Source organism: Methylobacterium sp. J-030 (assembly GCF_022829545.1).
Lineage (GTDB): Bacteria > Pseudomonadota > Alphaproteobacteria > Rhizobiales > Beijerinckiaceae > Methylobacterium.
Genome location: NZ_JAKSYM010000134.1, coordinates 1 through 1,620, shown reverse-complemented (window position 1 = coordinate 1,620; position 1,620 = coordinate 1). Strand labels below are relative to the sequence as shown.

Below are 1,620 nucleotides of genomic sequence, written 5' to 3'. Positions count from 1 at the left end.
CATCTCGTGTGCGAGTTGCTCGTGCGCTTGCGGGTCGTAGGCTTGGTGAGCGAGGACAGCTTCGAATTTCCAATGACCCAGGATGATCTCGGAGACGCGCTGGGCATCAGCAGCGTACACGTGAACCGGGTGCTTCAGGATCTGCGAGGTCGGGGCCTGCTCGAATGGAGGCGCAAGCGCTTGCGCATTCCCAACGCTGCGCGGCTGATGGATTTCGCTGAGTTTGATCCGAAGTATCTCCACCTGAACCCACGCGACGACGTCGAACGTTCGCTCTCGGGAACATCGTAGACTGGCTGCAGCGGAACGTCCGCTCTGGGGTGAAGGCTCAAGATCTGCTCCCCACCCTGAGCGGCCCTCCAGCCGCCTCTCGAACGGCCTCTGCAGGGGCGGTGACAAACCGGGAGGTAACGCCGTTCTCGATCAGCTGCTGACCCGTGATCCCCGTACTCCCCCGTTACTCCCTATCAGCGGCTGACAGGGGCACGCAGAGCATCTGTGGCCGTACTCTGAAAGATCGGGGCTTGTGCCTTGCCCTGTGCGCCCAATTCGGGCCGACGTCGTGCGCAGAGAGGCTGACGTCGGCACGCGCAGATGCTCGACGGCCGGATCAGGCTCGCGCGGGATCCCTGTCAGGCCGCGTCGGTACGGGCCCAGGCCGGGACACTCACCGGGCCGGACATCAGCGCTTCCTCGCGGGCCTCGTGGTCGGGCTCGTCCCCGAACCCGGTGAAGCCGGCCGGTAGATCCACCCGCGTTAGGATGACAAGGGCGCGGGCGGCGCGGGCGTACTCCGGCTCGCAGTCGCCACGATGACCGTTCAGGTTGCCCTCGGCGTCGATCGCCATGGCGAGAGCCAGCGTACCGAGACCGTCCAGCGTCGTCGGGGTCGGGGCCTTGATGACGGCCGCCAGCAGTTCGCGGAGACACTGCTCGACGCGGAATGCGGCGCGGTAGTCTGGCGTGTCGCTGTCGGCCATCAGATCGAACAGGGGCATCACGGCCCGCTGCTCGGCGTAGGCGGTCAACAGATCCGCGTGGATCTGCGATGGGGCAGGCGTCTTGGTGGTGCGGGTCAGGGCGGCGCGCGTGGCGGCGAGGCGATCCGCGAGCGAGGTGCGCAGCAGCGGCGTGGGGCGGGTGGCGGTGAGGGCGTGCGTCATGGATCGTGCTCCTGTGGGGGCTCGTTGCAGGGGGCTCGGGTCGTGGGTGAAGGGGTGCGGGCGGGCAGATCTACTGTGGTTGGCACATGCCCTGTGGCCCGCCCGCGTCCGGCCAGGGCCGGATCTCTGAAACTCAGTGCGCCGTGGCGTTCCGCGCCATCCGCGCGGCCTGCCAGGATGCTTTCAGACAGACGGACATCGCCGCCTGCCACGTACCGCCGTGGCGCTCCTGATGCGCCTTGGCCGCCGATACGGCCGCAGCCATCACGGCCGAGCGGTTGAACTGGCCTGCCACCACCAACGGGCGATGACGGAACTCAGCGAAGCCCTGGCAGCGAGCCCGGGCCGAGAGGAAGCCGACCGGCACGACGGTGCGGTCGGAGCGGATGTCGCGGAGGGCGGCGTTCCAGGAGATGGATCGGTTGGACATGCCCTGAATGCCCTTGCTCATTTCCTC

General features: G+C 67.6%; 3 protein-coding genes. 1 reads left to right on the top strand and 2 read right to left on the bottom strand.

The genetic code is table 11. The features are described from left to right. The coding region (locus MKK75_RS07540; RefSeq protein WP_244041982.1) for a Crp/Fnr family transcriptional regulator at nt 1-291 on the top strand (291 nt) is incomplete at its 5' end. 341 nt (nt 292-632) lie between these two features. On the opposite strand, the gene MKK75_RS07535 is transcribed toward MKK75_RS07540, so the two are convergent. Together MKK75_RS07535 and MKK75_RS07530 are read right to left on the bottom strand one after the other, a co-directional pair. Next, nucleotides 633-1,163 carry a hypothetical protein gene (locus tag MKK75_RS07535; RefSeq protein ID WP_244041981.1) on the bottom strand — a complete coding sequence of 177 codons (531 nt, stop codon included), beginning with the start codon at nt 1,161-1,163 and terminating at the stop codon, nt 633-635. A 133-nt stretch (nt 1,164-1,296) separates the two neighbouring features. Further along, nucleotides 1,297-1,620, bottom strand: a 324-nt coding sequence (locus MKK75_RS07530) for a hypothetical protein (protein WP_244041980.1), incomplete at its 5' end; no start/stop codon positions are given.